The 24,887-nt window shown below is 46.8% G+C and carries 19 protein-coding genes; 6 read left to right on the top strand and 13 right to left on the bottom strand.

What is annotated here, in order from left to right:
• Positions 1-104: 104 nt before the first annotated feature.
• Together CF651_RS04060 and CF651_RS04055 are read left to right on the top strand one after the other, a co-directional pair.
• Positions 105-782 carry a flagellar brake protein gene (locus CF651_RS04060; protein ID WP_094013580.1) on the top strand — a complete coding sequence of 226 codons (678 nt, stop codon included), beginning with the start codon at positions 105-107 and terminating at the stop codon, positions 780-782.
• Positions 783-793: 11 nt separating this feature from the next.
• Positions 794-1,621, top strand: coding sequence for an NAD kinase (locus CF651_RS04055; RefSeq protein WP_094013579.1), 828 nt, complete (start codon positions 794-796; stop codon positions 1,619-1,621).
• A 102-nt stretch (positions 1,622-1,723) separates the two neighbouring features.
• Here CF651_RS04055 and CF651_RS32735 read toward each other — a convergent pair whose 3' ends face one another.
• Both CF651_RS32735 and lipA read right to left on the bottom strand, forming a co-directional pair.
• A complete protein-coding gene (locus CF651_RS32735; protein WP_245855685.1) occupies positions 1,724-2,326 on the bottom strand; it encodes a YutD family protein in 603 nt (200 codons plus the stop codon).
• A 14-nt stretch (positions 2,327-2,340) separates the two neighbouring features.
• Positions 2,341-3,216 carry a lipoyl synthase gene (gene lipA / locus CF651_RS04045; RefSeq protein ID WP_094013599.1) on the bottom strand — a complete coding sequence of 292 codons (876 nt, stop codon included), beginning with the start codon at positions 3,214-3,216 and terminating at the stop codon, positions 2,341-2,343.
• 162 nt (positions 3,217-3,378) lie between these two features.
• Between lipA and larB the strand changes: the two genes are divergently transcribed.
• From larB to CF651_RS04030, 3 genes are read left to right on the top strand one after another with little or no spacing between them, the layout of a single operon-like run.
• Entirely contained in the window at positions 3,379-4,170 is a 792-nt protein-coding gene (gene larB / locus CF651_RS04040) for a nickel pincer cofactor biosynthesis protein LarB (protein ID WP_094013578.1), read from the top strand.
• 1 nt (position 4,171) lies between these two features.
• Positions 4,172-5,311, top strand: a complete 1,140-nt coding sequence (gene larC, locus CF651_RS04035) for a nickel pincer cofactor biosynthesis protein LarC (RefSeq protein ID WP_094013577.1) — start codon at positions 4,172-4,174, stop codon at positions 5,309-5,311.
• Positions 5,290-5,586: a hypothetical protein gene (locus tag CF651_RS04030; RefSeq protein ID WP_094013576.1), complete on the top strand. Its 297-nt coding sequence runs from the start codon at positions 5,290-5,292 to the stop codon at positions 5,584-5,586. The genes larC and CF651_RS04030 overlap by 22 nt, the downstream gene beginning before the upstream one ends.
• A gap of 449 nt (positions 5,587-6,035) precedes the next feature.
• Here CF651_RS04030 and CF651_RS04025 read toward each other — a convergent pair whose 3' ends face one another.
• The 8 genes from CF651_RS04025 to larC2 all read right to left on the bottom strand — a co-directional run bounded on the left by CF651_RS04025 (position 6,036) and on the right by larC2 (position 20,140).
• The gene (locus CF651_RS04025) at positions 6,036-6,686 is read right to left on the bottom strand and encodes an SDR family oxidoreductase (protein ID WP_245855684.1); all 651 of its coding nucleotides are present in this window, start codon (positions 6,684-6,686) and stop codon (positions 6,036-6,038) included.
• Between the two features lie 192 nt (positions 6,687-6,878).
• Positions 6,879-9,614 (bottom strand): sugar-binding protein, encoded by a 2,736-nt coding sequence (locus CF651_RS04020; RefSeq protein ID WP_094013574.1) that lies wholly within the window; start codon positions 9,612-9,614, stop codon positions 6,879-6,881.
• Positions 9,611-12,598: a stalk domain-containing protein gene (locus CF651_RS04015; protein WP_094013573.1), complete on the bottom strand. Its 2,988-nt coding sequence runs from the start codon at positions 12,596-12,598 to the stop codon at positions 9,611-9,613. The genes CF651_RS04020 and CF651_RS04015 overlap by 4 nt, the downstream gene beginning before the upstream one ends.
• Positions 12,599-12,658: 60 nt before the next feature.
• Positions 12,659-14,983 carry a helix-turn-helix domain-containing protein gene (locus CF651_RS04010; protein ID WP_094013572.1) on the bottom strand — a complete coding sequence of 775 codons (2,325 nt, stop codon included), beginning with the start codon at positions 14,981-14,983 and terminating at the stop codon, positions 12,659-12,661.
• Positions 14,984-15,113: 130 nt separating this feature from the next.
• Positions 15,114-16,673: an extracellular solute-binding protein gene (locus tag CF651_RS04005; RefSeq protein ID WP_094013571.1), complete on the bottom strand. Its 1,560-nt coding sequence runs from the start codon at positions 16,671-16,673 to the stop codon at positions 15,114-15,116.
• A 78-nt stretch (positions 16,674-16,751) separates the two neighbouring features.
• A complete protein-coding gene (locus CF651_RS04000; protein WP_094013570.1) occupies positions 16,752-17,627 on the bottom strand; it encodes a carbohydrate ABC transporter permease in 876 nt (291 codons plus the stop codon).
• Entirely contained in the window at positions 17,621-18,586 is a 966-nt protein-coding gene (locus CF651_RS03995; protein WP_144029008.1) for an ABC transporter permease, read from the bottom strand. Before CF651_RS03995 ends, CF651_RS04000 begins: the two co-directional genes overlap by 7 nt.
• Positions 18,587-19,648: 1,062 nt before the next feature.
• A complete protein-coding gene (larC2, locus tag CF651_RS03990; RefSeq protein WP_094013568.1) occupies positions 19,649-20,140 on the bottom strand; it encodes a nickel pincer cofactor biosynthesis protein LarC2 in 492 nt (163 codons plus the stop codon).
• A gap of 154 nt (positions 20,141-20,294) precedes the next feature.
• Between larC2 and CF651_RS03985 the strand changes: the two genes are divergently transcribed.
• Positions 20,295-21,326, top strand: coding sequence for a M23 family metallopeptidase (locus tag CF651_RS03985; RefSeq protein WP_094013567.1), 1,032 nt, complete (start codon positions 20,295-20,297; stop codon positions 21,324-21,326).
• A gap of 41 nt (positions 21,327-21,367) precedes the next feature.
• On the opposite strand, the gene yunB is transcribed toward CF651_RS03985, so the two are convergent.
• The 3 genes from yunB to CF651_RS03970 form a co-directional block, all read right to left on the bottom strand.
• Complete coding sequence (yunB, locus tag CF651_RS03980; protein WP_245855683.1) at positions 21,368-22,159, bottom strand: sporulation protein YunB; 792 nt, start codon at positions 22,157-22,159, stop codon at positions 21,368-21,370.
• Between the two features lie 133 nt (positions 22,160-22,292).
• Positions 22,293-23,111 (bottom strand): sugar phosphate isomerase/epimerase family protein, encoded by an 819-nt coding sequence (locus CF651_RS03975; protein ID WP_094013566.1) that lies wholly within the window; start codon positions 23,109-23,111, stop codon positions 22,293-22,295.
• A 176-nt stretch (positions 23,112-23,287) separates the two neighbouring features.
• Positions 23,288-24,868 carry a hypothetical protein gene (locus CF651_RS03970; protein WP_179232671.1) on the bottom strand — a complete coding sequence of 527 codons (1,581 nt, stop codon included), beginning with the start codon at positions 24,866-24,868 and terminating at the stop codon, positions 23,288-23,290.
• Positions 24,869-24,887 lie beyond the last annotated feature (19 nt).

Below are 24,887 nucleotides of genomic sequence, written 5' to 3'. Positions count from 1 at the left end.
TTTTTACTACGTGCGCATTCCTGCCATTGTGTTATTGTCGAATATTGATTATGATGGGAGTATGGATTGGATGATGTTTACAACTACTCATTTATGGTGATTCTATGAATTGGAACCAAGCGTTAGCTCTTGAGATGGTAGCTCCTCGTATGAGCTGCAGTCTGATTATAGTCGGGGAAACTAAAGAAGGCACACCGTTTTGCTATGAGGACCAGTTTACCCTCCAAAAGTTGGATGAGGAGCAAATGGTCGCTTCTTTGGAGTTCCACACGATGAATCCTTTGGAAAAATTGCATCATGTCTGTTTCATTGAATTTTCATTCAGGGAACGGGGCATTTTGTATTACGCTTTTGTGGATCTGCTTCAATTGGAGAATAAACGCAATATTATTTATTTAAAGCTTTCTGCACCACAGGAACTAAGCATGTTTCAGAACCGGAGATTTCAGCGGCTCCACCTGTCCTCGCGGACACCGCTTACGTGCCGTATTATCGGCATTCGCAAATCTTCCACGCACCAAGGCATTGCCTTTACCGGACATATCCAGGATATATCGGCCGGGGGTCTTTCTTTCATAACGAATACGCGTATTTTTTATCCGTTATATTTGGAGCTGAGCTTCGTGCTGCCGGATCACCCGCACAAGTTTGTCGTCCATGGAGAAATTATACGAGTAGCTCATTTCAGCAGCGATTCGTACCGGATTGCCGTTGAATTCCGCAATATGCCGGAAAGCCTTACGCATCAAATTGACGAATATTGCTCCCGATCAACCGTGTAGGAGGAAAGACCTTGAAATATAACGTGATTCACCGCGGCGACGACATCTCTATTCAACTTATGCATTCCTTTCATAGGTTAATCGGACAATACGGTCTGGTTCATGAGGAGGAGCATCCGGATGTGGTGCTTTCCATTGGCGGCGACGGCACGCTGCTGCACGCTTTTCATCAATACAAGGAGCAGCTGGAAACCATCGCCTTCGTCGGTATTCATACCGGAAGGCTGGGTTTTTTTGCGGACTGGAAGCCTGATGAGGTGGAGCTGCTTGCGGAGTTGATGGGCGAAGCCGCACAGCAAAACGATCTGCGGGTGGTCAAGTATCCCTTGGTGGAAATCCAAATTACGACGGCACAGGGGATTGAAACGCAGCTGGCCCTGAACGAATTTACGCTGAAAGGCGTAGATGCGACCCTCGTCGCTCAGCTTCATATTAATGACGAGCTGCTGGAAACGTTCCGGGGCGACGGCATCTGCATCTCGACGCCGGCCGGCAGCACGGCTTACAACAAAAGCTTGGGCGGGGCCATCGTTCACCCTTCTCTGGATGCCATACAGATTGCGGAAATCGCTTCGATCAACAACCGGGTGTTCCGTACCTTGGGCTCCCCTATTATTTTACCGAAGCATCATCATTGCGATATGTATCCAAGAGCGAATCAAAATATTTTGCTTTCCCTCGATCATGTTTACACGCAGCGAAACGATATCCTGTCGATCCGAAGCATGGTGGCGGCAGGCAAAAAAGTCAAATTCGCCCGTTTCCGGCCCTTTCCATTCTGGAGCCGTGTGCGGGAAGCGTTTATCGGCTACGAGCCGCTCGGCGAAAATAAGTCCTGACCCTGCGGGGTTGGGACTTTATTATTTCGCTGCAATAAAAAGCCAGCCCCTCGAAAGGAGCTGGCTGAGCGGTTCACTCTATTGTAAGGAAAGCTTGTCGTATCACTGCTTAACATGCTGCTGAGGCTTCGGTGTATTGGCGGATTTGCCGTTGTTCTGGGCTTGACCTTGGCTCTGCTGCTTCTGACCGCGGCGATGGTGATGATTCGGTTTATCCTTATGCGAATGATTCCTCTCACGCTGCGGCTGCTTGGCTTCCGGCTGCTGCCCCTGCTGAGGCTGCGTCGAGGCCGCTTCCGCCGCTTTGGGAGGATATACCTTTGCCACTTGGGAAGAATGAACCGTCTCTTCCAGGTTAATATGCACATCTTCCGACTCATTTCCTTCAGCAGCACCGGCGGCGTCCGGAGGCTGATTCGGATTTTGCTGCCGGTTCGGCACCTTCTCGATAATAAAATAAGCGCAGCCAAAATTGCAGTATTCGTTCAGGTAATCCTGAAGCGTCGCTATGGATGATTCCTTCGTCGCCTTCGGATGCGTATCCTTGAAAAAACCACGCAAACGTAGCTGATTATATCCCCAGTCGCCGACAATATAATCGTACCGCTCCAGCACCTCGCTGTAACGGTCGCGGAAGGCTTCCGGCTTCCAGCCGTTCTTGTGATCAACTACCACTTCGTATGATCGATTGGCGATATGGATCAATGGGTATATCCCTCCTAAGCCTGTTGAGCTGATTTCACTTGCTCATGGGCGTGATACGAGCTCCGTACAAGCGGCCCCGACTCCACATGATTGAACCCGCGCTGCATGCCCTCCCCTTTCAATTCTGCAAACTGCTCAGGGGTGTAGTACGCTGTAACCGGCAAATGCGACGTCGTCGGCTGCAAGTATTGTCCGATGGTCATAATGTCGCACTGCACCGCTCTTAAATCGTCCATCGTCTGCAAAATTTCGTTCCACTCTTCCCCTACGCCGAGCATAATGCTCGATTTGGTCGGAATGGATGGCGCGATCTTCTTGGAGCGCTCCAGCAGCTCCAGCGATCTGCGGTATTTCGCGCGTGCACGTACTTTATCGGACAAACGTTCAACCGTTTCCACATTATGATTCAAAATATCCGGCTTTGCTTCAAGCACCGTCCGCAAAGACTGTTCATTGCCTAAAAAGTCCGGAATCAGCACTTCCACGCTGCACATCGGCAATCTTTTACGGATCGCTGTAACCGTCGCCGCAAAAATCGAAGCGCCGCCATCCGCCAGATCGTCCCTTGCTACAGACGTGACAACAACGTGCTGGAGGCCCATTTGCTCAGCCGCTTCGGCCACCCGTTCCGGCTCCCCGAGATCCAACTCCGTAGGCAAGCCTGTCTTCACTGCACAAAACCGGCAGGCCCTCGTACAAATATCGCCCAGAATCATAAAGGTGGCCGTCCGATTCGCCCAACACTCATGAATGTTCGGGCATTTGGCTTCCTCACATACCGTGTGCAGCGTCTTGCCGCGCATCATATTTTTTAATTCTTTAAAATTGTCGCCTGTCGCCAGCTTAATTTTAAGCCAATCCGGCTTGCGTTCTATAGGTTGAGTAGACATGCCATAGGTCCCTGCTTTCTCGTTCTCTTTGTCCATACTCTTGAAGCTATTATATCAACGAAAGACGTAACAATCCACTTTCCTTTTGAATTGTGATAAACTAGGAGGGCGTATATTCACGACAGCAAATTATACATACCACTGCGGAGGACTGGCTTTCATATGATAAATGTTGAATCGATTTTAAAGTTGGTGCGCTCCGGTGATTTGGATGTAGCCGAGGCCCAAAAGCATCTGGAGGAAATCGCCCAAGCATCGGGCTCGCAAGGGTACCGCGTCGACGACCTCGGGTTCGCACAGCTCGATGTGGACCGCGAGCGACGGACCGGCTTTCCCGAGGTTATCTTCGGCGAGGGCAAGACAGCGGAACACATTTGCATGATTTTCCAAAGGTTTATGGAGCACAATGACCGTGTGCTTGCCACCCGGGTCAGTAAGGACAAGGCGGAATTTATCCAATCGCAAATCGCAGACCTGTCCTATCATCCAGAAGCACGCGTACTGAGCTGGGTGAAGCCGAATGCGGCTGTCCCATCCCAAGAGACCGATTACATTGCCGTAGTATGCGCAGGCACCTCCGACCTGCCTGTGGCGGAGGAAGCGGCTCTTACGGCAGAGCATTTAGGCTGCCGTGTGGAAAGGATCTACGACGTTGGCGTTGCCGGCATTCACCGCCTGTTCCGGAGGCTTGATGTGATCCGGAATGCAACCGCTATCGTCGTTGCCGCAGGTATGGAAGGAGCCCTTACAAGCGTGATCGGAGGCCTTGTCGCCAAGCCGGTCATAGCCGTTCCGACCAGCATCGGCTACGGAGCAAGCTTTAACGGGATTGCCGCACTGCTGGCCATGTTGAACTCCTGCTCTCCCGGTGTATCTGTGGTAAACATCGACAATGGCTTTGGCGCCGGTTATAATGCCGCATTGATTTATAAAACAACGACAAAGAGGGATTAAGATGAAAATAGCCTATTTGGACTGTTTTTCCGGAATTAGCGGGGATATGACCCTCGCAGCCTTGGTGGATGCCGGTGCGGACCGCAGCTACATCGAGGAAGAGCTGAGTAAAATCAGCATCGAGCCTTTTACCTTGTCTTGGAAGCGAGTAAACAAAAAGGGAATTTCGGCATTGAAAATGGATGTTGTCCTGGATCCGAACCAGCCTCCTACCTATCATCGGCACTACTCTGAAATCGTTGAGCTGATTCATCGTGCGGGCTTTAACGAACGGGTCGTCAGCCTGAGCCTGGCCATCTTCGACAAGATTGGCGTGGCCGAAGCGAAGATTCATGATATTCCGGTGGAAAAGGTCCATTTTCACGAGGTGGGCGCCATGGATTCTATCGTCGATGTCATCGGCGTCGCATTAGCTATGGATTCCCTGGAAATCGAGAAAATAGTGGCTTCGCCTGTGCCTTTGGGCTCCGGTACAGTGCATTGTGACCATGGAATTTATCCCGTCCCTGCTCCTGCGACACTCGAAATGATGCGCGGGCTGCCCATCGCTCCGACTCCATACGCACTGGAAATGACAACGCCTACAGGGGCTGGCATTATTTCCGGGCTTGTGGACGAATTCAGCAAAGGCTTTCCGCCGATGATCGTCGAGTCCATTGGTTACGGAGCCGGCACTCGGGATCTGCCGAATCAGCCGAATGTATTGAGAGTCGTCATCGGTAAGGCCGATCCTTTCCTGCATAAATTCCAAGTACATCACCAGGAAATTCAGCACGCTCATGAGCCCCACGCGCACCACCATCATGAGCACAGCCACGGCCATCATCACGAGCATGGACACAGTCACGACCACGGGCATGACCAAACACAACCGCACAGCCATGAGCATGGACACCATGACCACCACCATCATGCTCATGACCATCATCACGAGCATTCAATCGACCACGATCATGATCACGATAGTCATAAGCACGAGCACGATCATGGCCATCACCATGACCATCACCATGACCATGACCATGACCATGACCACGAGCACGGGCATCATCACCATGAGCATCATAAGCATTCTCATGCCCATGATCCCGTCCGTCACGGACAGGATCCTGATGGCGATTGCCTGCCGCTCAAGCAATAAAATCCATCGGGCAGATCGACCCGACTCTCAAGCAGCCGTTAGCTGCTTTGAGGACGGATCGATCCTTGCCCTCAATGGATGAAATCTCTTTGGTTGTGCTGGACTTGTCAAATGAATTAAAAGGCGCAGAAATTATATTCAAAGGTGAAGGGACAGGAATTCGTATTGGTGACCATAAATCTGCAGAATTTGGGCCAATGAGGAACAGACTCGAAAGAAATACAGCTTTCAGCGCAATTCCCTTGGGGCGAAACAATAAGCTCAATTTACGATAAAGCAATTATACGCTTGGCAGTGGATCACACTTCTACTTTATACCTGATGAAGAATTCGCTAATAAGCTGTTCCTTGGCTTTGCGGAGGGAATACGCCTAAGCAAGCGTAGTATTGATAAGGCAAACTTAGGCTCTTTCGTAAATATTCCAAATCAAAATGAAGAGTGCAAATACGTTATAGCAAGTGCAGAAAAATAGAACTACATTATTTAAAGATAGTACACATAAACAAGAATGGCCACTATGGATCAGTGGGATCATTCTTGTTTATGTACACAAAAGATAATTCTAGAATAAACCGGCAGCTTATGAAATATTACATATGCCAGGTTATAAATTTGTACAGTGCTATACTTCGTACAGGGTAAAATGGTACGAATCAGATGAGGTATATGGAAATATTTATATCAGCTTTTTTTGGATATTAAAGCTAACTTATTCCCTGTGTTTTACCAAGGCACGACTCCATTTTCATCAAAAAAGCCACCAGTTGGACCATCATTATTGATTGTCGCAAGCTTCACAACACTAGAAGCTGCTTGTTCGACTGTACGATAGCCACTATTACCATTTAAATCGGTAGCTGTAAATCCTGGACAAACCGAGTTGAATTTAATAGGAGTATCTCTTAATTCTTTAGCAAAGAGAACAGTTAAAGCATTTACGGCCGTTTTGGAACTATTGTAGGCGAGCGAATTCACATTATAAAATTCCGACGTTGGGTTAGAATTCAAATTCAAGGAACCTAATCCGCTAGAAAGATTGACGATTCTTCCGGCGGAAGATTTTTTGAGCAATGGAAGTATTGCTTTAGTGACAGAAAATACACCGAAAACGTTTGTTTCATATGTTCTTTTGAGAACGGACAGTTCCAATTCACTTGGAGGTGTGTTGCCTTCAAAAAATACGCCTGCATTATTAATCAAGATATCAAGGTATCCATATTCTTGTTCAATCCATTCTACTGCGGATAGAACGGAGCTGGGGTTTGTGACATCAAGAACAACTGTTTTAGCTTTATTGTTCTCCGTTTCCAATAACTTTACGGCCTCATGTCCCTTTTCTTCGCTTCTTGCTCCTATTAAAATCTCATACCCCATGTTCCCCAATTGTCTTGCTGTTTCATAACCAATACCTTTAGCAATTCAATAATTTCAAAACTCGGATAAGTAAGTGTAGCTGTCTGATATGCTAAAGCTATCGCTTTAACAGCAAGACACCTGGAGCGGCCTTCTACCAGCAGGTGCGTTTTTTTTCGTTTTCCCCAAATCGTAAGGTGTCCGGTCCTTCCTTCATGTTTCCGGTCCATCGATTGATTTATTATTTGTATATTGATTGACCAAATCCGTTAATACATCGAGGATGAATTGAGCATCCCTCAGCATGTAGGCAGACGATGCGCTTGAGATATGTTTACCGCTTTGGGCTTGAACTTCGCGCATAAATTCCCGCAAATCGCCATGATCCAGTTTTCTTTGCAAACTATTGGCAATGCCTGCGTTATCGATCCATTTCATATCCGCAAACCGCGCAACTAACGCATGCAACGAATCCAGATTGGCGTAAGTCGAAAAGGTTACCGTTACGTCCCCCACGTTCCCTGCCATATCGCCAGACGATATTTTCACGGTGTTCGGGCCAAGCGGCAGCGTATAAAGAGGGATGACGGCTCCCAGCGGAACAGGTTGTTCATTCAGCGTTACGGCGGCCTTGCCGGCGTCAACCCCGGACAACACGTCCGACAATGTATACTGTACCGCCAAACCGCCGGAATCCAAGTAACTGCGACCTGCGATCGGCGAAGCAACCGAGATTGACGGAGCGGAGCTGTCCAGTTGAAAGCGGATCGTTTTAGGAAGCTCTTGATTGTCCGCCAGGTCGGTCGAACGGTAACTGATCGAGTATCGGCCATCCTGACGAAACGTGACCGGCCCCGAGTACAGCTGCCAGTTCGTGCCGCCGTCCGCACTGTAGACAGTCTCGGCTACGCCGGAAAGTTGGTCCGCTCCCGTGAGCTGAAGCGTGACCGGTTGCGTATACCAGCCGTTCATTCCATCCGGAGCGGAAGGCGATAAGGCGCTGCTTGTCTCCGGCTTCGTTTTATCGATATGGATGTTACGGATCTCAGTACTGACCTGATTGCCTGCCTCATCGACAGCCGTCCCCGTTACGGTCTGGTTCCTCCCTTCCGTCGATACGATAATATCTGGAGTAACCGAGGCCACCCCCGATCCGTTATCGTAGACGGCAAAATGTACCGTCACGTCCCCGTTGAACCAGCCGTTTCCGTTCGGCGGCGTGAGGAATACTCCCGTGATGACCGGAGGCGCCGTAAAAAGATTAAGAATTTCATGAAGTAACGAGCCTTCTGTGTCGTTATCAATAAACTCACGATCTGCTCCTACAACTATAAGCCCGCTATTATCCAAGAAAATATCTTGACCGATCATCTCACTCAGCACTCCGAGCGGTACAAGTGTTTCTTCACCTATTAGCTGGGGAGCGCTGCTGATATAGTACCCTTGCCCATCTACGTAAATGGTATGATTGCCAATTTTCATCTTTATGACCTTATCGCCAACAACTATTTTCATTCCCGACGTCGTTGCATCCCACTCTGTTTTCGCACCAAATCCTTCCGCTATAAATTTCAACGGTACCCATGTAGTGCCATCTTGAACAATAGGCGTAATGTGATTTTTTTCAACATCAATTTGTGTTTTTATACCGTTTTGATAAGCAATTGAACTTCCAACTTTTAATGCCATAACATTACTAATCTTATTTTTCACCAATTCCTGAACGGTTATCGGGCTTTGCGATAATGTAATCTCACCAAATGCAGTTGTATCTTTAGAATTGTTTTTTGTTCCTGCCCAGATCGTTTTATAATCACACAAAACAGAATCATGAAACAAACCATCATCATCATCATAAAGTACATCCAGGCCAAGCCTAGCGCCCATCACTGGAACAACTCCGAGATTCGAGAACGGTATTGCCATCTCAATACTCCAACCTCCTACTACCTCCTGCTTTGCAAATTTCACCCCGGTTGAATTAAATTTAGCACTCTTTCCGTCACTATAAATACCTTCATATTGTCTTCCAATGATATACTGCCTATCATTTGCATCATACTGAGGACTTTTTTCATTGCCACCGTCAATAAACAATTCCATCGCATCATCTTCCCAGACACTAGGTTGTGAATTGGCAACATTCACCTCATCTTTTGCCATAAAACCTACATATAAGTTGTTATCATCCCATCCAACCATGAAATAGCTTGCTTCCGGATTTCTATTGCGCAGATTTTTACTTAACCTTGCCTTTGTTGCCGATTTCCAATAGTCTTCATCTAATTTTCCATCAATATGGATAGCCTCATCTACTTTTCCCGCTTGATATTTTGTTTTATCAGTTGCCCTTCTAGGAACCGGGGCTGCAGGAAGATCGTCAGAATCAACGATCTTTATATAATCGATATTCACAGTTCCACTTGCAACGCCTTGTGCAGGAGAAATTCTTAAAGCCTCTATATAGGCTTTCCAGTTAGGTATGGAACTAAGATCAATGCTATATTCCGTATAATCCTGATCATTAGGCTTGATGTCAAAATATATCGTATTCTCAACCAGAAAGCCTCCTGACGTATATGGAAAAGAACCGACCATCGCTCCATCAATTCTCCAAGCTACAGCTCCTTTGGTCGCAGCTGTGTTATTTTTCATTTTAATCTTAATTTGTCTGTATCTCCCTGAATTGATATGAGAAGCAGTTCCATTATGCGGCCGTATTAAACCCGGATTGTCATTCTTCACCGTAAGATTCAAATTTCCGTCTGAAACAACCCCGCTGGCATGTCCGTTTCCTTCAATAACCCATCCTCCAAAATCGCCATTACGATCAAAATTGGCTGCTATGTCATATGGCGCCGCATATACAGTAGAAGGTATGATCATCGCTGCCAACAAAACAAATATCAATACTAGCTTTTGGATGCAAAAAGCTCTACTATGCTTCACCCTCTCATTCCTCCATAACTGTACAGTTTCACTATCTCATCAACAACCGCCGACTCATTGGTAAAATCAATTGTATTTCCTATCATTATTAAGCCTTTATCGTCCTTTACATAACTTTTTCCAAGCGCCTCTGCCAGTTGTTCAACCGGTATCAGCAATTCTGTACCTGCTTTTAACGGCACAACTCCCATATCCATTGTTTGTCCATTGACCACCATATTTGTATCTCCTTCATTCAGGACAATGTTTTTGTCTTTATAAGAAATACTCATGGATGTATTGGACCCGTTCCATTGCACCGAAGCCCCCAGCTTCTCAGATACAAACTTGGCAGGCACAAAGGCAATTCCTCCTGCAAAAACCGGGGATTTGTCTGTAGATCCCCCATCAATCTGCGTCCTTGTTCCATTGACATAGGCATCCCCGCTTCCGTTATACATCACTACAGCATTATCAATTTTATTTAATATGTAAGCAGATACATATATAATTCCATCGGTATAGTCGGCAATCCCAATGTCTCCTGACATAGTTGCAGGCATACCCTCCACTTTATTGTTGAATAAGGTTATATTCGTCGCAGCGGTAACATAAATACCATATGATGGAGCAGGATGAAAACCGTATACGGTTCCTTGATTATTGGGAGTCGGATCACTATACGGATGAATAACCCTGTTTCCTTCTATTCTACTATTTCTTGCATTTGACATATAAATGCCAACCAATGATGGATTTGTAATCGTATTTCCAATAATATCAATATTAGAGCTTGGCTTTTCTTTGGATAAAATATCCGTATCATTTAAAACTGTAATACCCCCAATTAAATAGTGTCTATTACTCAGAAGTATATTGGTATCTGAAATTTGATTTCCTTTAACCAAAACATTGCTTGGTATTGCAGATTCCATCCAATATCGTTTTCCGCTTACTAGCACACCTGCGTGTGCTGTGCGTTCAATTCTGTTATTTTCTACTATTGCATTGGTACTGATCACTCTTACACCATTGGCAAACCCATCATGATAATAATTATTCCTGAACACGGCGCCCTTGCCCATTTGATCCTGACTGTTCAACATATCAAAAGTTCTTACTTTGACCGGTTTATCCAGTTTCAAGGTATACATCGAACCCCTATATAAATTCGTTACATCATAGCCGGTCTGCATCCTTGCCAATGTGTTAAATTTTTTGGCATTTTCTATCAGGGTAGGATCTTCGATTTGCTTCATGTCAATGATTTCCGCTCGATCCAAGTACTTTAGGGATTCAAAATCGTAAAAATCAACGGATGAACCCTTCAAAAAATCAACAATATTTACAGTTACTACACGAATTTCATCAGGCGCCGGTTGATCATAGACCATACTGAAGAAACCATGGACATTAGAGAGGTCATCTCCTGCATGAGAAAACTCGGAATCTTCTACCAACGGTCCGTTTTTTACCATCCATGAATGAAAAGCATCGGTATTAGATACGAGAAATCTTTTCGTTCCGGGACGCCGTATCATTTTTATCCTTTTATAGGTATTACCACCATTTCCATACAGTTCATGGACACCAAAACCCGGTGATGCATAGATAGTAATATCTTCAAAAGTCATTTTTTCGCTGTTTGTCGAATAGATCACAATTCCTCTATTCCATGCAAATATATATTTGTCCCCAATCACTATATTGCAATTATTATTAAATATTGCGTTATTAACAAACCTAACACGGAATTCATTTGTTTTTCCTTCAACGCGTTCAATAGTTTTTGCCCAATCCATCATGCCTTTTTGGCGAGATCCATCCGCAGCATAAAAAATGGCTCTCATATTATTTCCCGCCGTTCCTTGAATCCAACTGTCATCTAGAATCGGAAAACCATCATCGATTCTAACCACGATATACTTATTAACTGTGTTAATTTCAATAACATCTCCCTGCGAGGTTGGCAAAGGATCATAATCAATGGTTATTCCTTTCAATGTAACGTTCTTGCATTGGTCAAAATAGATGGCTTGCGAGGCCGGAGCTTCATTCCAAAAAGTAACCTCGCCATTTGCTTCTATTGTAAAATCAAGAAGTTGTTTGAAATAAAATTTGGTGCTATTATTGAACCGATAATTTCCAGCGGGTATCATAAATGTTTTTTGACCGCTGCTAATTGCATTATTTATGTCTTTCATCAGTTTATTTGCAGCTTCTCGCTGTCCTGCCTTTACATTCTCATCCCATGAAGCAATAGGCTCTGGAAATGCATAATTATATTTGGGAGCTACTCTTATATAATCAATTAACGCTTCTGTTTCGGCAGTAGTTGTTGTATTACGACTTGCTGTAATCGCTAAATACTTCACTGTATAAGTATCAATTTGTACATTTGACGGAAAGTTATAAGGTCCATATTGTTTTCCATTAAGAGATATTGTATATTTTTTTTGCGTTCCTGTTGTAAAATCAAGTTCCAAAGCAATGTTATACCATTCACCCAACATATAATCTGCAATTTTTTGTCCATTGGCGTTTTGCACCTGATTACCGGAAGCAAATCGAATAGGCGCAATATCCGTGATTCGGTCATTCCCATTAAAAGCAGATAATGCAAAAAATAGTCCCCCTCCTCCAACGGTTTGCACTTTAATGCGTCCTTCTAAACTATATTTAGCTCCATTTTTAAAAACCAAAGTCTTATTCTTCACATAAGTCGGTTTCGCCTTGTCCGAACCTGCATTTGTACTCTTTACCCAACCGTAGTTTTCACTGCCATTAACGATCACCTTGGTTCCTTCATTTTGATTGCCAATTTCCTGCCAAGGACTTGGTTGCGTATTAGGAATGGGCATATTGTTTATATATTCGCCGAAATCCTCGCTAAGCATGCTTTCTGCATGATCCGCTGCCTGCACAAGTAAACTTGTTAGGTTGTTCAAGACCAAACTTATGACTATCAGCAATATCAAATGTTTTATCGTTACAAAATCTCTCATTCTATCCCCCACCTTTCAGGTGAACTAGTTATTTGCATTGTTTGCGCTTTCATTTTGTCCTTAAGTTCCTTGATTTTCCCTAAGATAGTTATCCCTATACTCCCCAGAGGTTAAACCCGTTTCTTGACGAAAAGCGCGGGCAAACGATTGGGATGACAAGTACCCGACTTTCTCGGCAATATCCGCAATTTTGTTATTCGGATTCTCCAAAAGTCTCTTCGCCTGTTCCAAACGTACATTTTGAATGAAATCTTTAAGAGTCTGCCCCTTCTCCTCCTTAAACACCTTCCTAAGGTGGGAAGCGCTTACGCCAAACAATTCTCCAATCCGGTCTTGAGACAAGTCTTTGCTCAGATTGGCGCGGATATAATTGCAAATCGCATCGGAAAGCTCTTGATTCTTGGCGTTGCGTTTGGTGGACATGTATTGGAAAATGACAAGATAAAATTGCTGCAAGTAACCTAGCATGTCCGGAATTGTGTCCATTTCCATCAACTCTAGGCTATGCGTAAACTCCAACGTCGCTACTAGATCCGGATTAATCTCGAACACGCACTTGAGTGAAGATGAATAAAGTTGAATAAAGTAGTACTTGATAATTCCCCGATTATAGGGAGCCATATCTAGGACGTACAGGCCAAATTCATCTAAGGCTTGCCGGGTACCCGCTTCATCCCCCGATTTCAACGCAACCAGTATTTTCTTCTCGATAGCATACGGATAAAGAATCATCTCGTTCCTCGTCTTGACATCGTTATAGAAATTTACGGAATTGCCGCCATAGATGATCTTGTCATGAACTGCGCTCTGGGCTTCGTAATAGGCAAGGCTGATATCACGTAAACCTTGTTGAGCCTTGCTCACTCCAATCGTAAATGTGTAGAGACCCTCCGTATTCGTATTCATTAATGCATGCAGCCGCTGGGCAGTCTCCTTTGTCAACTGCTCTACTTCCTCCGAATCGATTTCGTTATTCAGAAGCAGCACGGCTGCAATCTGCCCGGAGTCAAGCTCTAGCACGAAGCCTCGGGATACCGACAGAACCTCCATCTCTATCGCATGAGCAAGTTTCAAGAACAGGGTATTTCGTTCCTTCTCCGAATGCTCCTTGCAATATTTGGTGTATTGATCCATGGATACCAGCAGCGCAGTATACCAGCTTTCTTCATTCATTTCGTGTCCGTAATAGCGGAAAGTCTCTGTCAGCTTTCCATCATCCGCTTCCTGTTTCCCCTCCAGCAAACCATGCAAGAAACGCTTTCGAATATCTGCCTCGTAGGACTGCAGCATTTCCTCCATATTCCTTGTTCGATGGAGTATCGAATGAATATTCATCTCCAACTGCGAGGTCTCCTTGGCGGCGGGCGGAATCTCCGCCAAGCTGCTTTCGGATCGGAGCAATGTGAGCATTCGTCGGATCGGAGTCAATATCCGACCTGATAACAGATAAGATCCCAAGATACCGAGCACTGTCATGACCAACCATATAAAGAACAGGGTCTGCCCCCATAGCCGGATACTCCCGGTTACTTCCGACATAGGAATGGTGTAGAGGAACATCCAATCATGACGTTTAGATGCTACGTAAGAAACGAGTGTCCCCTTTGTCTTGGAACCAAGTATTTGGTACCCGTTTTCAACTAGTTCACCGTTCGCTAATCGTTCAGATAACTCAGACTGAATAGCTGTTGCTTGACTGGACTTCTCCGCAATCAATCGTCCTGTGCGATTCATAACCATAATTCGAGCATTATCATTCGTGTTGATCATATTAAGAGTACCTAACAGATAGGAAGCCTTGACATTAACAACCAGGTATGCAGTTGGGCTTTGGGAGACTAGCGGGATCGTCTTGACCAGCGTGATCACATCTTGCGCCTCAACATCCCAACTCCCCTTTAACTTCCGGGTCATGACTTCTCCCCTGGGATTCGGGGTACTAAGCATCTCGGAGATAAATCTTCGGTCGTTAAAGTCCTCGATTGACTGTACACCTGTTTGATCGCCCAATACACGATTATAGCCGGGATACACCAAATAGAGGGAATGAATATATTTATTAAGGAAAACAATATTATCCAGCTTCTTCTGCACATCGATCATCATCAGAATATCCTGATTCTCATAATATTCATTGAATGAGGCGTAAACAGAATCAAAAAAGATGCTCTCGAGAGACCTATCCACTTCATTCAGAACAGTTTCCTGAGCATTTCTCAGCAACTGGAGCGTATTGCTATTATTCTGAATAGCCTCATTGGCAAGCTTCTCTGAAGTATAATAATAGATAGCACTGCCAAATAATATAATCAGCAAGGATGACAACAGAAGAAGATAAACAAAGTATTCCAGCCGATTTCCCCGGATAAACCCCCATCTTTTCACGATTATGTTTACCTCCCCTGACGTATCAACAAATTGTAAAATCTATGATACAGAAGCCTTTGGAGTCTGGCAAGCCACGAATAAATCCGCGGGAGACTGACTCCTACGGATTTATTGATATGCCTTTCTCTCAAAGACCTGGGGACAGCTTAGTTCCTTTCAGTTCGTTGTATTTCGCTACGCGAGACTCCAGAATTTTCTGGCCGCCTTTCTTCTTCCACTCACTTACGTAATTGTCCCAATTGCTCAGCGGCTCTAAACCAGTTACGAACTTGATGAACATATCTCTTTCGTATTTGGTCAAATCTGAACCGAGGGTCTTCTGTTCTTCAGTTTGAGGTAAACCGTAAAGCGCATCATTGAACAGCGGGTATTCAAGCCCCGCCTTCATAAATTGGTAGTCCTCTACTTGTTCAGGCGACTGGCCTGAAGCAGCAGCTTTTTTGAACAGATCGGTACGGAAGATGACCTGCCCGAGCGGGTCCAACCACTTCTCGTCACTGGCCTTCTTGCCTTCCGGCAACAAACCTTCTTCGACTGTATTGTAGTGGAGACCTTTGACCCCGAATCTGGAAAGCTCCCAACCCTCGTCCGTAGCCAAATAATCAAGGAATTTGATCGCTGCCGCCGGATCCTTAGCATTGGACGATATTTGTATCGATCCGCCGATTTCCCCGAGGGACAACATAGAAGCTTTCCCGCTGGGACCTTTGACCAGCTGCGTGAATGGATCCAACTTGGCGCCTGGTACGACTTCTTTCATTTTCAAATTACGCGTCACAACTTGGGGCCCTATGGACCACCATGCTTCAAAGGTACCGATCTTACCTTGAGCGATTTTCTGTTGCGCTGCATCCGACTTGATAATAAAGAAATCAGGGTCGATAACTTTGGCATCCCATAGTCCCTTGATATACTCAATAGCCTGTTTGTACTCCGGAGTAATGATATGCGGTACAACCTTGTTGTCCTTAATCTCATGCTGAAACGGGAATGCTCCAAAAGCACCGAAGATCATCATTAGATCCGTTTGCCAGGCACCTGACCCTGCGCCAATTCCATAGGTATCCTGTTTTCCGTTCTTATCAGGATCATTGAATGTAAACTTCGTGACGACATCCTTGAATTCTTCCAGTGTTTTCGGCTGTTTCAAACCTAACGCTTCCAGCCAGTCGGTCCGAATTACTGGTACGATTTTCCCTGGTGTGTTCTCGTAAGGAATCGCAAAGGTTTTGTCCTTATACTTGAGAAGATCCCATGCTTCCTTACTTATCTTGGACTTCAGGTTCGGTGCATTCTTTTCCACCAGATCCGAGATTTCCAGATAAACTCCACTATCCGCATAATTTTGGAATTCAAATCCGTTGGTCTTACTGATATCCGGCAAATCGCCGGCAGCAGCCAAAACACTATACTTATTGGTATAGTCCTGAGAGTTGCCTGGAACTAATTGAGCGTCGATGATCGTGTTTGTTCGCTTCTGCAGCTCGACGATGACCGGGCTCTCCGGCTTCCATACTCGTGCTCCGTCAGGAATCATGATAGACAGCTTGGCCGGCTCCAGCTTCCCTCCCTGGCCGTTCTTCTGGTCAGATCCACTGGGATTCTCTTTACCGCCAGAGCAAGCGCTGATTACGCTTACAGACAATGCAACTACACCCACTGCAGAAATCCATGACCGTTTTTTCATCTAGACATCTCCCTTTTTCACATCAATAATATGGTCAAGACAGGCGGTAATTCATCATTTCCACCTGTGACAAGTACTCTAACCTTTAAGTGACCCAACCATCATTCCTTGGACAAAATACTTTTGTAAAAACGGATATACACAGATGATAGGAAGGGTAGCTACCATTACAGTAGCAGCCCTGACAGAATCCAACGGGGGAGGCAGTCGCTCGCTATCGAGCTCCATTGTGGCTGCCGCATACATATTGCGCAGCAGCACCTGCAAGGTGACAATCTTGTTATTGTTAATATAAAGCACAACCCCTGTATATTCATTCCAGTGCGCTACCCCATAGAACAAGGCAAGTGTCGCAAGCATTGGCAAGGAAAGCGGAAGAATGACTCGTACGAGTATGGCAATCTCCGAAGCGCCGTCCATCCGGGCAGATTCTCTGAGAGCCATCGGAATCCCCTGAAAGAAGTTTCTCATTAGAATAAGCAACCATGTGCTGACGAGACCGGGAAGGATTAGAGCCCACATCGTGTTGACCAAATGAAGAGACTTCACAACCAAATAGGTCGGAATCAGTCCCCCGCTGAAGAACATTGTGATGAGGACAATGGTCATCAGAAAATTCCGGCCCGGCATCTCACGGCTGGACAGAACATATGCCCCAAGTGTTGTCATAATCAAATTCAAAATTGTTCCCAACACTGTAATCAAGATTGTAAAGCTATAAGCGCTCAGAAGTTGTGCATGCCGGAATACGTAGCTGTACGCATCGAAGTTGATATCATTCGGAAACAGAATGATCCCCCCGTTCTGAACTACATCCCGGATATCGGATACGGATACGAAAAACAGGTTTAAGAACGGATATAAGGTAGTAAAGGAAAAAACGAGCAGAATGACTGCAATAATAACGTCAACAATGCCTGCCTTTGGCTTTTTCGAATTAGATAGCGCTACCATATTCCACCGTCCTCATCAATTTTTTTAGCTACAAAGTTGGCTATGATAACTAAGATTAGTGCTAATAAGGAACGGAACAGCCCGATAGCTGTAGCATAGCTTTGGTTGTTAATATCGAGCAAGCCTATGCGATAAATATAGTAATCAAGCACTTCCGCCACATCCGTAACCATCGGATTCATCATAACGAGAACCTGCTCAAAGCTTACCGACAGGATTCCTCCCAGGCTGAGCACGAACATAATACTGACGATGCTGCGGATGCCGGGGAGCGTAATATGCCATAGCCTGTGCCATCTATTCGCGCCGTCAATGGATGCCGCTTCATACAGATCCGTATCCACTCGGGTCAATGCAGCCAAATAAATGATAGCTCCCCAGCCTATCTCCTTCCATATGGCACTGCCGGTAAACATGGTACGGAAGTACTTGGGATCTCCCATGAAAGGAATGCTTGCTTCACCTAGTTCTACAAGTAACTTATTGATAAGTCCGTCGGATGCGAAAAAGTTGTATACCAAAGCATAAACGACTACCCATGAAATGAAGTGAGGCAGGTAGGAAATCGTCTGAATCAGCTTCGTAAACCGGGTAAAGCGGAGTTCATAAAGGAGAAGCGCTAAAATAATCGGTGCCGGAAATCCAAAAATAATTCGATACAAAGCCAGAACTATCGTATTGTTCAGAACATTCCAGAATTCGCCGCTAGTCCAGAACCGTTCAAAATGCTTAAGCCCTGCCCAAGAGCTGCCCCAAATGCCGTCAAGAAAGTTGTAGTTTTTGAAGGCGATGATGACTCCTGCCATTGGAGCGTAGGCAAAAATTAAATAGTACGTAAGAACCGGCAAAAACAACAAGTAAAGCGGTACAAAACGTTGGAGCTTCCTCACAGCACTTCCTTTAGAGCTAGTCAATCTTGTTATCGTTACATTGTAATTTGCAGCGGGTACGTCTGCCACATTCTCCACCCCTTTTCTGTTTCTCTCCTGCTATCGTTCTTGATACCGGCCGATGCATGCATGCGCTTTTATCCGGTACAGATCGTAGAGTAACACTACTCATTGAGATTGCCAATGAACCAACCCGCTTTTTAAGTCGGAATCGTTTTAGTCACTTTTACAAATACGCTAATTTGTAGCATTTTCGCTATTTTTATTGCTCAATTGGGGGAACTGATATCTATCGATAGAACCGTTAGGCAAACAGACTTGCATGAAGCACAAGATCATTAGTTGCAAATTGATCTGCGTGCACAGGATTCCTGCTCGCATTGAGATCGTAGTGTAAACAATAAAGCACCCTGGAAGCGATGCCTCCAGGGTACTTCTATGACGTCTACCAGCCCATGCGGTCGCATAGCCGTGAAATATGGGCGATGTGATGGCTGCCATGCCAAGCATTGAGGCAAATGTTCCAGTTAAGCCGGACGTTTGGCCGGATTCCGGGTGAATGAAAGTGCGCGCCAACTGATCGTGATGCAGCGACCACAGTACGATCACCCAACGGCTGCTTTTGCACTTGATAAGTATCATTTAACCGAATTACAGAATAGGATAGGCATACCAAATTATTGGATTAAACTAGGCCTGTTGATTAACTAAATTATGTAATCTGAATAATCCCTTTGGAGTTATGTGTTTGCACAATATATTGAATCTTTACAAGCCATTCAGCAGGTAACATATGAAGAGCGAATAAACGTGTAAATCGGACAAAAGAGAGTTCTACATGGAGAGATACTGATGAAGAGACGGAGTCAAACAGCCATTTCAGCAGAACGTATACCATCAATACTGCAAATAACTGACCATAAACGGCGTTCTCTATTGTCCCAAACAACGTAGGAATGTTTAAATGTTGCTTAATCCAACGAAAGAATACCACTATCTTCCAACGGGCTTTGTACACTACCAAACATGAAGTATGAAAACAATAGATAACTAGAAGAAATGTCGAAAAAGTCCCGTACCTCTCCGCCGCTCGAGGTGTTTTTTTGACCACACAGGCCCTTAAACTAGCATCTACTCTTCCACGGTATCCTGCGCCCTACGGTTCAAATAATTTCTCCTGACCTCATCATATACGAGCTTTAAGGGCACACCATGTGTTTTGGCCGCCTGTTCGCATTCCTTGAACTCCGGAGCAAACTGGACCAGCTCGCCGCGGTGATAGCCGATTTTGACATGAATATCTCCCCAAGGCGTCGTTACCTTCTCAAACTCCCGCCCCAGCCGGTGACAAGAGGCACGCAGGTAGCGAAGTCCGATCGTCGTCGTCTCGCGGAAGATGATCTCTTCCACAGCCTCCAGCTCCCGTTCGTCCAGAAGCACGTTCAGCATCACGCCTGGACGGCCTTTTTTCATAATAATCGGAATCCAGTACACATCGTTTGCCCCTGCATCAAACAAGCAATCCCCAATATAGGAGCACAGCTCCGGATTCATATCGTCAATATTTGCCTGCACCAGCAGCATGTTCTCATCTGTATGCTCTTCCCTATGCTGAAATCCCATGGGCTTGCTCCTTCACCATTGTTTTATGTGTATTATAAATGGCTTCAGCCACGAAGAAAAGCGTTAGTTCTGGGATAAAAAAATAGTTAGCAACACACTCTATAAGCAACTATTTTTTGTCGAACGATTTTTGAACTGTGGAGGTAATATGCTTATGGCCGCAACATGGATACGATCAAGCCTTGCACTGATGTTATGCGGAAGCCTAATGCTGGGAGCCTTGCTGCCCGCAGCCGCTTCAGCCGCACCCAAACCGAAGCCCGACAGCAAGAGCATGAAGGTTATTTTTAGTGAACGCAAGGATTTGTTTGATAAAATCAGCGCCGTAACCGGGGTCCCATGGTATTATTTGGCCGCAATTGATCAATATGAGCGGACTATAAATCTGGCCCGTAAGCGCCCGATCCCCATGGATGGGTTAGTCGGTATTTATTTTAGCGACCTTCAATGGGGCGGGATGATGAACCCGGATCACGAGGATACGAATCCTTCCACAATCGCTCTGTTCGATGGGTTGGGGAGAGACGGCTCCGGGGACGGAAAAGCGGACCGCAAAAATGACGCAGACCTGCTGTATTCCATGGCTATGCTGCTTATGAGATACGGCACGGCCGAAGAGGACCTGCATATCGGCTTATGGCAATATTATCAAAATACACGAAGCGTGGAACGTATTCAGCAATTCGCCCGAATTTACGCTAAATTCGAAACGCTGGATTTGCACGAGCATACATTCGTCATGCCGCTGCGCTCGGATTATTCCTATCGAAGCACTTGGGGAGCGAGCCGCGGGTGGGGCGGCTTTCGGATTCACGAGGGGACCGATTTATTCGCCGGCTATGGCGTACCGGTTCGCAGCACTGCCTACGGCGTCGTAGAGGTCATGGGTTGGAACCCTTACGGAGGGTGGCGTGTCGGGATCCGGGATCTGAACAATGTGTATCACTACTACGCTCATTTATCCGGCTTCAATAAGGAGCTGAAGGAAGACGATATCGTCAAGCCAGGGCAAGTGATCGGCTGGGTCGGCAGCTCAGGCTATGGAAAGCCGGGGACATCCGGCAAGTTTCCTCCGCATCTTCATTACGGCTTATACCGGGATAACGGTTTGACCGATTGGTCGTTCGATCCTTATCCGCATCTGAGAAAATGGGAGCGCGAAGAGCGCATGCGCAGCAAGAAGTAACATCGGCTGCTTGTATACGCTTTGGTTATGAGAGGAACCTTTTATTTGTGGGGTGCAGCCTCTTGAGGCTCCGCCCCGCCAGTTGAGACACCTTCCTTGGGGGTCGTCGTGCTGACCTTCGGCAGGGCCAAATTAGGCAGCGTAGGGGCATTGCTCCCGCCTCCAACCGGATTTCCTTTTCCATCGTAATAATAGGCCGGGACGTCGCCTACCACAAGCGCATAGGAGATAGGCACTTCGGTTTCCACGACCTCCGGTGCGGCATCAAACGGGATAATCACGGTAACCTCAGCGATAATGCGGATGAATACCTCAACGAGAATCATGTTGATGCCGGCATTTTGAGTGCGTGTATCGAGATCCACCTTTACTGCACCTGCGGGGACCAACCGGATTGGAATATTCGGTCCGAACGAGGCGAGAATCGAGCTGTTCATCGCCTGCCCGAGCGGAATATGCTCCGGAATTTCTTTGAGCGAGGTTAGTTGATTCTGAACTGTGGATATCGTATCCGCTGTAATTTTCATATGCTCCGCATAATTTAACATGAAGCCTGTGATCTTCCCGTTGCGGTCCGTTCTCCAATCGATCAGTTTATCAAAATTGGTATTCCTTGCAATTTTATCGGATATGGCTGTATTAATCGATTGCGTAGCGATTTGTTTGATCCGGATTTTGGCCAGATTGGCCAGCGGCGGCGTTAAATTTTTCTCGATATAAATAAATGATTGCACAACAAATAAAAGCAAAATCAAGGAAATGATCAGTATGTTCCGCTTTGTTTTTTTGGCTCCTGTCGGGCTGCTTTTCCACCTTCGCCTGAACACCGGCATAGCCCTCCCCCTGTCCTCATGTGCTAAAGCATGTACGCTACTTTACAGCTTATGCACGAGTAGGACAAAAAAGAAGAGCAGGCCCCCGGGGTCTGCTCTTCAGTACGTCTAACGGAAGACGCCTATGCTGACCTTACAGCTCTGCCAGCTGGCGAAGCACAAAATCACGGGAGAAATCCATGTTCTCGTGCTCCACGCCTTCCATCGTGATGTGAACCTTCGGCTTGTGCTTCTGTACAAGCTCCATAAACATGCGGTAATTCAGGTTCCCTAACCCGGACGAAACGGTTTCCATCTTACCGCTGCTGTCCAGACGGAAATCTTTGGCGTGAACGCTCACAATCCGGTGACCGTGAAGGCGGAAAGCCTCCTCCATCACTTCGTGCTGCTGCGCGTAGTTTTGCTGGTTCAGCAAGTTAACGGGATCCATCACAACGCCGATATTGGACGAAGGGACTTCGTCAATAATTTGGGCAAGCTCCACAGCGCTGCCTACCAAATGACGCTGCGCGGCCTCCAAGCCAATAATCGCGCCCCATTTTTCCGCTTCCTCTACAAGCTCCTCGACGGCGCTGCGTAAACGCTGCCAATGACGGTCTCTTTGATCCGTTTCAGGCACGCCAACCTCCGTCGCTACAATCGCTGTACCAAAGTGTCTGGCGTGACGCAGATGCTCCTTGAAGCGGTCTACGTTATGCCTGTAGTTGGTGTCATCCAGATCGACCAGGCTCACGTAGCATCCCAAAACCGGGATGGATACGCCGTGCTTATCGAATGCCTCGGCGATACTGTTCGCCAAACCCGGACTCAGCTTTCCCAAACTGCAATCTACATCCGTGATCGCCTTCGAAAGGGCGAGCTGGACATATTTGAATTGGTTCGCCCCCACCTGCTTCGCAAGCTCTGCATAAGGAAGCGTCCCCACATTATGCGCCAAAATTCCTACCGACATGTCCTGCTCATCTCCTTTATCCATATAACCTATACAATGACTTGGAAATCATCCGACGATTCGGAACCTATTCACGCTTCCTCCGTCTGACGGACTCTTTAGTACAAATCATAACTGATTTTGTCGAGATAGGAAAGACAAGCCCTTGGCTCCGAAAGGGTGGCGAGCTTACGCTATCACTTTTCTCTGACCTCACCATAAATAAACGTATTGTCCGTCTCATGACCATACCCGTCGTGTGCCGCTGCGAAAAAGGATTTGCCGCCGCAGTACATCGGCACCCTCGTCCGATCTCCCTCCAGCTCGGCCGCCAAGTGCAGCAGCGCCAACGGCTCCAGAGCGTCGAGCTTCGCATATCTGTGATGCGGGCTTGGCATGAACAGTCCGCGATGATGCCGGTGCAGCAGCAATTGATCCCCGATCCGCTGTGCCAGCTGCAAAAAGCGGCTCCGCCCCGTTGCCCTGTACAGCTCCAGCGCAGCAAAAATCCCGACCGGCTTCGAGCAGCGGAACGCCAGGTTCAAGCCAGAGGGCTCGCCGGATTCGGTTCCGATATCTCCAAGCCCAATCCCCTGGGCCATGCTTCTCGCAATGCTCCACAGCGTTTCATCACCTGTCAGACGATACCCCAAAGTATACGACCAAAGAAGCAGCAGATCCGCCTTCGCCGAATTCAGCCTCTCCCCCCGCTTCCCGTAATAGCCGCTTTTCTCCAGTACAAGTCCTGTCAAACGGGTCCCGTTCGTTAATACCGGGTGAATGGAGTGGTCAGTAAAATCATATGAGTATTGACCGTAGGATAATAAATCCTCAACGGCACGGTCTCGAAATAAAGCCCCTGCCTCTCCAAGGGCTTCGCCTAGCAGCATACGGCAAAGAGCGGCTTCCCCGATCACCGTATGCACTTGTCTGGGCATCGAAAGGGTTGCTTCGATCGGTGCATGCTCCTTCAGCTGCTCGCCGAATTGTTCCACGGCCCGGTCTCCCCGTACGCCGGGCAAGACCGAAATGCTGAATTGATACCCGCCAAGCCCTGTCTCAGGGTTACGGGTATCCGTATACCGCTCCGCCAACCGCTTTGCCCAGCGAAGCGGCCGCTCGTCTCCGCTAAACCGGTACAGCATGGCAGCCGCATAGTACAGATCACTGCCTGCATTGATGAAGGTGAGCCCCTTTCCCGTGAAAAAAACCGGGCTCTCCTCATACCCCCGATCCCAGACCGGGCTGCCGCCGCCTGCTGCGGGCTGGCCGTGCCTGCTGAACTCCAGCCGGCTCCAATCGGTCACATGGGACTCCCAGAGGGCTCCGATATAAGCCTTTGTCCGCTCCGGGTTGACGCGGTTCATGAGTTCATAATACGGATAATGACATTTTAGCTCATGCTGCGGCCCTTTGTCCGAAGCATATACCGGCTGCCGGGTTTGCAAATCGAATGCCATATGGCCGCCCCAATACAAGAGCTGTCCGTAGCGCAGCTCTTCCAGTGCATAGCTTACCGTGTGCTCCGCACGCTCCCGATAACGGGAAAGCCCCGTAAGCTCGGATAGTCCATCGAGCGTACGGAGCCAATTTTGCTGATTCGCGAGATTCGACAGGACCCAGGTTTCCCCCTGGGACTGCCATCGGACAGGCTCGAACGTTAGGGAATCTACGCCATCCGCAAAAAGCGGCGTGGAGACGGTTCCGAAACGGTCGCTTGCTTTATCCAGCATCAAATCAGCGTAACGACGGACGGCTTGTATAAAGCGCTGACTCATTTTGCCGCCTCCCATAACA

The organism is Paenibacillus rigui, assembly GCF_002234615.1.
GTDB lineage: Bacteria > Bacillota > Bacilli > Paenibacillales > NBRC-103111 > Paenibacillus_S > Paenibacillus_S rigui.
This window is presented reverse-complemented; position numbering and strand designations above follow the sequence as displayed.

Coding starts and splice junctions, on each gene's coding strand:
- CF651_RS04060 (WP_094013580.1), top strand. CDS start 105: ATGAATTGGAACCAAGCGTTAGCTCTTGAGATGGTAGCTCCTCGTATG.
- lipA (WP_094013599.1), bottom strand. CDS start 3,216: ATGTCTACTCAACCTATAGAACGCAAGCCGGATTGGCTTAAAATTAAG.
- larB (WP_094013578.1), top strand. CDS start 3,379: ATGATAAATGTTGAATCGATTTTAAAGTTGGTGCGCTCCGGTGATTTG.
- larC (WP_094013577.1), top strand. CDS start 4,172: ATGAAAATAGCCTATTTGGACTGTTTTTCCGGAATTAGCGGGGATATG.
- CF651_RS04025 (WP_245855684.1), bottom strand. CDS start 6,686: ATGGGGTATGAGATTTTAATAGGAGCAAGAAGCGAAGAAAAGGGACAT.
- CF651_RS04015 (WP_094013573.1), bottom strand. CDS start 12,598: ATGAGAGATTTTGTAACGATAAAACATTTGATATTGCTGATAGTCATA.
- CF651_RS04005 (WP_094013571.1), bottom strand. CDS start 16,673: ATGAAAAAACGGTCATGGATTTCTGCAGTGGGTGTAGTTGCATTGTCT.
- CF651_RS04000 (WP_094013570.1), bottom strand. CDS start 17,627: ATGGTAGCGCTATCTAATTCGAAAAAGCCAAAGGCAGGCATTGTTGAC.
- larC2 (WP_094013568.1), bottom strand. CDS start 20,140: ATGGGATTTCAGCATAGGGAAGAGCATACAGATGAGAACATGCTGCTG.
- CF651_RS03985 (WP_094013567.1), top strand. CDS start 20,295: ATGGCCGCAACATGGATACGATCAAGCCTTGCACTGATGTTATGCGGA.
- yunB (WP_245855683.1), bottom strand. CDS start 22,159: ATGCCGGTGTTCAGGCGAAGGTGGAAAAGCAGCCCGACAGGAGCCAAA.
- CF651_RS03975 (WP_094013566.1), bottom strand. CDS start 23,111: ATGTCGGTAGGAATTTTGGCGCATAATGTGGGGACGCTTCCTTATGCA.
- CF651_RS03970 (WP_179232671.1), bottom strand. CDS start 24,868: ATGAGTCAGCGCTTTATACAAGCCGTCCGTCGTTACGCTGATTTGATG.